At 59.3% G+C, this 6,751-nt stretch carries 5 protein-coding genes and 1 pseudogene; all 6 read right to left on the bottom strand.

Features of this window, described 5'->3' with window-relative positions; translation table 11 throughout:
- Positions 1 to 939: pseudogene (locus tag LPA36_RS29245) on the bottom strand (ImcF-related family protein); the annotation flags it as partial.
- On the bottom strand, positions 920 to 2,200 hold the full coding sequence (locus LPA36_RS29250; protein ID WP_228884005.1) for a hypothetical protein: 1,281 nt from the start codon (positions 2,198 to 2,200) through the stop codon (positions 920 to 922). The gene LPA36_RS29250 and the pseudogene LPA36_RS29245, both read right to left, overlap by 20 nt.
- Positions 2,200 to 2,460: a PAAR domain-containing protein gene (locus LPA36_RS29255; RefSeq protein WP_228884006.1), complete on the bottom strand. Its 261-nt coding sequence runs from the start codon at positions 2,458 to 2,460 to the stop codon at positions 2,200 to 2,202. Before LPA36_RS29255 ends, LPA36_RS29250 begins: the two co-directional genes overlap by 1 nt.
- A 54-nt stretch (positions 2,461 to 2,514) precedes the next feature.
- Positions 2,515 to 3,222 carry a hypothetical protein gene (locus LPA36_RS29260; RefSeq protein WP_228884007.1) on the bottom strand — a complete coding sequence of 236 codons (708 nt, stop codon included), beginning with the start codon at positions 3,220 to 3,222 and terminating at the stop codon, positions 2,515 to 2,517.
- Entirely contained in the window at positions 3,219 to 5,630 is a 2,412-nt protein-coding gene (locus tag LPA36_RS29265; RefSeq protein WP_228884008.1) for a hypothetical protein, read from the bottom strand. Before LPA36_RS29265 ends, LPA36_RS29260 begins: the two co-directional genes overlap by 4 nt.
- Before the next feature lie 73 nt (positions 5,631 to 5,703).
- The coding region (locus LPA36_RS29270; protein WP_228884009.1) for a DUF2345 domain-containing protein at positions 5,704 to 6,751 on the bottom strand (1,048 nt) is incomplete at its 5' end.

A 6,751-nucleotide genomic window follows, 5' to 3' on the forward strand; every position in this document is an offset into this window, starting at 1 on the left:
GTTCGATGCGGCGAGTGCACGCAGGTTTCCACCAATCCTTTCAGCGTGGTCGCTGATGTACTTCGAGACCTCCATCAACCAGGTCGCCTTTTCCCGCGTATAAAGGCGCACGCCCGCGTCCGCCGATCTGTGCTCGATCTCTGCCAACAGCTCCGGCAATCTGGCAGCAGCCTCCCGCGCCAGCCTGCGCGCGGCATCCGGCATGAACGCCCCCACCGCATCGAAGCGTTCGGAGAGACTGCCCTTCGTCTCGACGGGGTGCAGGAAGGCGACTGGCGCCGCCCACCCCAGCGAGGTGGCGATGCCCGAGAGCGTGCGCGGCAATTCGGTATCCATATCATCTGCACGCGCAACATGCACCACGCCATCGACCGGACGGCGGCGCAGCTTGCGGATCTGGCCAAGCCACTTCGCTGCCTCGATCCCGTCCGGGGACGCGTGCACGAGGACCGTTTCGCCGACGTGCATGACGCCCGCCTGCTTGAGTCCCGGCGCCACCTGGTCGACACGCTCATCCGTGCCGTTCAGCAACAGCCAGCGCAGGCGGTGTTGCCAGCGCCAGCCGTGCGAAACGCGTAGCTCCTCGTACACGCGCTGCAGTCGCGCATCGCGCTTGAGCGGCTTCGCTGCCTTCGTGCGGTCGCCGGTTTCAGAGCGGAACAGTCTGGCGGCCCCGCCGTATGCGCCCGTCGATACCGCGAACAGATGAGCGATCACGACGACAACCAGCGCGATCGGGATACCGATCAATAGCCGCGTGCGAGGTGCGCCATCCGCGATGCCAAGACGGTCATTTCCGAACCAGACAAGCAGGAGTGCCGCGATGGCGAGGACGAGCGCGGCGAGGGGCATGCCCCAGATGGCCGCGCGGCTCGGAGCCGGTTTGCTGGCAACGGCTTCGGACTGCATGTTCTGCAGGTTAGTTTTGGGAATCGTCATGCGTGGAAGCGTGGGTTTGTACTGCGGGTATAACGTGGAGGATGGCTGACTGCAGGCCATCGACAACCAGTTGCGGGCCGTCCGTGGCACCGGCCTCAATGGCTGCGGCAATCGCCAGCAGGCCGTTTGCCGCGCCCACATTTCCGACAATACGATCGAGCCGGTGCTGTGCGGCGTCCTTCGATGCGACCTGAAAACCCGCGGCAGAGAGGGCGCGGTCGCTATGCTCAACCGGGCGCGTGATCCACGCGCGCGTCACCGCTGCAGCCGTGGCGTTGCCCCAGATCGCGGCATTCGCAAAACCGAACTCGGCCTCACCGTCGAGCCCCTGGACGGGCCGGTGCAGCGCAGCCTTGTGACGGACATCCGGCGGGGGCCTGAAGTAACCGGGATCGAGCAGCACGGCGGCACAACCTTCGGCGCAGCCTTCGTCAATGGCATCGTCGTACCATGCTGCGGCGACCGCGAGAAGCGGACGCTGATCGCGGGCGTCGAGCCAGCCATCGGCGACCAGCAGCCCCTCGGTCGCTGGGACGGGCTGGACCTCAAGTGGCGGTAGCGCAGCCAGCCGCAACGCCTCCCGAACATGAGCCACGTACAGGTCCGCAGTCTCCGGCGTGGCCAGCACGCGTACCTGCGGCCAGTACGGCTTTTCGTATCGCGTCAGCGCGTGGAGACTTCCGGCCAGCGGTTCAAGCGCTGCACGGATCATCTGGACAACGGGCGCAACCTCCGTCAGCACGCCTGCGTTGCCGCCCTCACTTGCATCTTCACCCGGCACGGGCAGCCCGACCAGTAACGGGTCATGGTCCTCAAAACGGTTGCACAAAACCTTACCCGAGCCATGGCGGGCGCTCTGCATCTTCAGGAGCGACTGTCTACCTGCAAGAGCTTCCGCAAGGGATTTGCCGGCCAGCGGCAGGCAATAACCAGCACCAACTACATGCAGCGGGCGCTGCGCGAACCGGATTTTTTCCCCAAGCCAACGATCGCGATGATGGTTGCGCCAGTACGCGCGATACCACAGGACCTCGTAACCTGCCCGGGCAAAACCGAGCAGGACCAGGAACACGCCGTTCGGTGCCCCAACGATCCAGATCCAGAACTCGAAACCACGCGCAGGCTCACCCTTCGGCCACGCAAGCAGCACAAATACAGGACCGAAAACGTTACATACGAACCACGTCGCCGCCCATGGCCAGAAACGCATTCTGGGCGGGTACCCACTGGGGCGTCCGGCGGGAGAGAGATCGACCGGCATTACTCGATGTTGAAATTCATGAGCGACGACAGAAGACGACAACCGCACGCGCAGCGGTAATGATGGAAGGCAACCCACTTGCCGTCGCGATCCGGAAATTTGGCGTAGCCCTCATCAATTGTGGTTGGCCCGTGCTGATCGCAAATCGCCTCATCCCCCTTCCGGGCAAGCGGGCGGCCCATCACCTCGAACCACGGCGAGCCGCCTGTAACTTCGCCGCCGTGTTCGAGTTTGTCGCCTTTACGAATAGGAGATTGCATATATTAGCTAACCAATTGATTCGACTATGGTTACCGCGCTGGCATAGCGTCGAATTAAAATTTAATACTTCGCAAGAGAGGGAGGAGAAAACCATCCTTCGAGTTTTTCTCGCCTTGAGTATTCGCACCCCCCCCAGAAACGCCAATCAAAACGTTCTTGCCGTTGACGAAACAAAACCTCGGCCCTTGAATCCCATTTTTTTTCGATTTAATATCGACCACAAACCCATTTGCACCGGGAACATCGATATTTTCAAAATTCGCCCCTCCAGTCTTCCGAAGTGGAGTCCATTGTTTTCCGTCGAAATCTGCTGGGCACCTCAACGAGTTAGCGTCCGTGATATCCTGCATCTCTTGAGAGATATCAGTCTGCGCATTATCGAGCGACCACTTAAAATCTGATGTGTTTTCGCACATAAAACCAATCCATGGCACGTTTACAGTCCCGCGTTTCTCAAACCACCAATCATACCCAGAATACGTCTGCGCCTGCTGAAGGAATGGAAGTTCCCGATCAGGCAGTGGAGCATTTGCGCGATATAATATGAGATCTGGATCGTTGTATTTAATATGCTCGCCCTTTTTCAGAGTCATCGAAAACTGACAGTCGCCCATTCTTACTTGCACCGACTTCGGCCCATCTGCCATGAGTGTGCTGGTGCCCACTCCCAACCTCATCATGCCATCATCGGCTAATGCATCACCAGAAAAGCATGCAACAGCGAGAAAACCGACAACAAAGATTGTTATGTAATGCTTCACGATTCCTCCACTCGCCCGAAACCAACGGGGTAAATAGATTTACTCCCGTCCGGCTGCGGGAAGCTAGTTGCATCTAAGAGAATTATTTGTGCGTTAGCGAATGACAAAAACCGAGACTGTATATCCCAAACTGAATTGTAGTTACTACTTGGCTTGCCAGTGTTTATTGTGGCTGCAACCTTACTAAACGCCCCATTTATGTAAAAATATTTTATACCATGATCCGTTGAGAGCGGACTGTATTCACTGGATTGATTAGTCCAGTACTCGTCTGCGCAAGAGGCTGCGCCCGACCAAGCCCAATAGCAGCCCGCGCTATCCGCCGCCTCAAATGGGTTGGCCATCGCCTCTCTTTTTTCGATAAGGTCGGCCGGAATATGTGTAGATGTGTCTCTAAGGTAATGCATCGAATCGTACATCCCCTTATGACCATTCGGCAATGTTCTGCTTTGGTCAGCCATCTGGGTATGCTGCTTCAAGGTGTCCTCTACCGCAGCACTTACTGCAATCCCTTTGAATTTCCAATACTTAATATAATTTGTAGCGTGGGTGAGCTGAAGCATTCCTCGCCCATCCCATGGAGCGTACCAAAATGGCGATCCCTCATGGTATTTTTGGAACCATTGCGTCTCCTCTGTTGCATTTCCAAAGAAAGACGCCATACGAACGGGCGGTTGAATCCCGTATTTGCGGATCGCATTGTTGAGTTCCAAACGCCTCTGAATGGCATTCGGATTATCTGCTGCCAACATGGACGCAGCCCAGCTAAGGTGTACCGTTTGCCACTTCCACGGCGTGGCTTTTTGCACAACATTTTTTGGAAGAAGATGCTGAAGTTCTTGGCGACTGAGCCATCCACACTTTCTGAAGTGGCGAATAAAGGCTAGCGGATGGAAGAACCATAGTTCCTGCCCCGCAAGCGGCGTCTTGTCCAGAAACTGGAACTTGCTAAGGAAATCGGTGAACTTCGTGTACCCATCGAGGTTGGTATCTTTCTGCTTGCCGAAGAAACCATACGGGTCGTTCAGGTCCCTGTAGCGTTCTTCGTTGTTGGAGGGATCCCATTCGCTGCGCGCCTTAAACACCATTCCCCGGAGCTTTTCGTCGACGCCATCTGTGTTCTGCACGTAGCTGGCAAGCTGCAGGTCAACCGCATTGTTATTGTTTGGATCGGCTTCGAGCGGCTGCGCCGCCGGCAGCGAATCCTGAATGCCGGTCAACCCGCACAGCGTGGCGTAATCACATCGTCCGGCGTCGTTGAACGGCGTGTTATCGTCATCCACCTTCTGCCACCCCGTGAAGAACGGGAAATCCGCGTCGGACAGCTTCTTGATGGCATCCGGCGCAATGTTGACATAGCCTAGCGTGCCGCTCGCGTCGAAGGGCACCACAATCCAAGTAGCAGGGAGCACACCTGCCGAGCCCTGCCGCGAAAGAATGCGCCCAAACCGCAGCATCTCATAGCCATCACTCGGGCACACCGCGTAAGCGGGGAGAGCCATTGCACGGTCATACAGACTGTATTCGTAGCGTTTTGGTTTGTTGTGGCTATCGGTGCCACTGTCATATGGGTCCGCAATGGGCTCGGGCGTGAGCAAGGTCACGTTGCCACTGCCACCCTTATCGATCCACGCGCGCGTGAAGCGCTGCCCCTTGTTGAACCACGCCTCGACATAGAGCGTATCGCCTGCGCCAAGCGAGCCGCCCGGCACTCGGGGAAACCACTTCTCATCCATGCCGGCAGGCTGCGGATAAAACTCCTGCGGGCCGGAAATCACGAAATAACTGTGCCCCCAGTAGTCGCTCGTGGTCGGCTGAGCCGGTTTTTTTACCCCGATCTGCACCTTGTCGAACCAGGCCGTGAAATCGCCGTCCGCCATGAAGACTTCGAAGTGCAGATGCGCCACGCCCTGATGCTGGCCGACGTAGCCGAGCATGTCTTTGCGGTAGACCTTCTTCGTGCCCCCCGTCTGGACAATGCCATCCTTGCCCCCGGCCGTATCGAGCAGCCATTTGGGCAGCGCGTTCGCCGAGCCAGTCTCTGGCGGATCGTTAGGTTGGGGGACGATGTGCTCCTGGTTGGTCATGTCCAGCAGGTGCATGTAGAGCGAGTAATACGTGATCATGCGTCCGTCGCCCGTGTCCGTCTTGTGCCGCAGCAGCACGAAACCTGCATTCGAATTCAGCACCGGCTGCCCGGTCGTCGAATCGGTCGTGCCGTCCGAGATGGCGTTCTTGCAGACCCGGTACGCCACAACATCCCCATCCGCGATGGCGCGCACCGGCTCTGCCTGGCCCGCGCCCTGCGAGCCAGGATTCAGATGTATGGCGCAATGAGAACGCCGGTCGAAGGTGACCGGCCAGGCACCGTGATGGCCGATCTCGAACTGGTCGATGAGGTCCATCATGGGGTCCGGTTTCGACGCATCGCTGGCCGGCAGGCCCGACGCCGAAAGAAAGGGAGGGCTGATAATCATGGCTTCAGTGGGATGACGAATACGGATCGGAAATCTTCAGGCTGCTTTTCAGCAGGGACGGCAACGGGGTCGGCACGTTGTCGGGACCGACGAACGTGAACGAGCCCGCCTTGATCTTGAACGCACCGGGACAATGAAACGTCATGTTGCCGCCCTCGATTTCAAGCGAGGCCCCGCCGCTGTTGAGCGCGATCTTCGTTTTCGCGGCAAGCTGAATGTCTGCGCTTTCGCTGGCAACGCGGACCTGCTGCTTCGCGAACAGATCCATGCCGTCAGTGAGCGCCGAGGCGGTGAACTTGCCCTTCGCAGCGGTGAGGTTGATGCCGAGCTTGTGCGCGCACAGCGAGATCATCCCGCCCACCGCCATGCGCAGGCGCTGGACGACGCTCACGTCCATGTCCTGGCCAGCGGTCGCGATCAGGTTCTCGCCCGCCGAGTGCTGTACCGACTTCGGTGTCACGAACGCCATGCCGCCAGGGGTGCTCGCGAGCAGCCCCGCGTCGCGCAACTGGTTCAGGCCGTCGAGCAGCGCCGACTGCGTAGCACGATCAGCGGGATCGGCTCCGGCCTGCGCCGTCGCCGATGCCAGATCCGTCACACGCTGCAGGGCCGCCTTGAGCTGCGCGACGGCGGCAGGCATGTCCAGGTGCGGCGTGTCGGCACTGGCTGCTGCGTCCGCCGAGAAGAACAGCCCCTTCGCTGCGCGCATGGTTGCCCACGCCTGGGTGGTCGCCTCGTACCCCGTCCCGCGCGGAAGCTTCTTGCTGTTGAGCAGGTAGCCGAGGTTCACCGCCGAGTGGCTGTACACTGTTGCGAGCCGCGCGCTTTCCTTGTCCTTCAGATCGTTGAACACGACCTCAGCACCGAGCAATGGCGAGCGCCAGATCGCATAGCTGAACAACGCATCTGTGCCCCGAACCGGATCGCGGTGGGCATAGTCATGCAGGGCTCCGGTGATGTGCATGCGATCCACGTCCGCGTGCGCCCCCTCCAGCAGCACCTCGGTGTCCGGCAGCAGCGGCGCGTGGAGCCCGCCCTGATCCGATGACGAC

Source organism: Paraburkholderia saeva (genome assembly GCF_907164555.1).
Taxonomy (GTDB): Bacteria; Pseudomonadota; Gammaproteobacteria; order Burkholderiales; family Burkholderiaceae; genus Paraburkholderia; species Paraburkholderia saeva.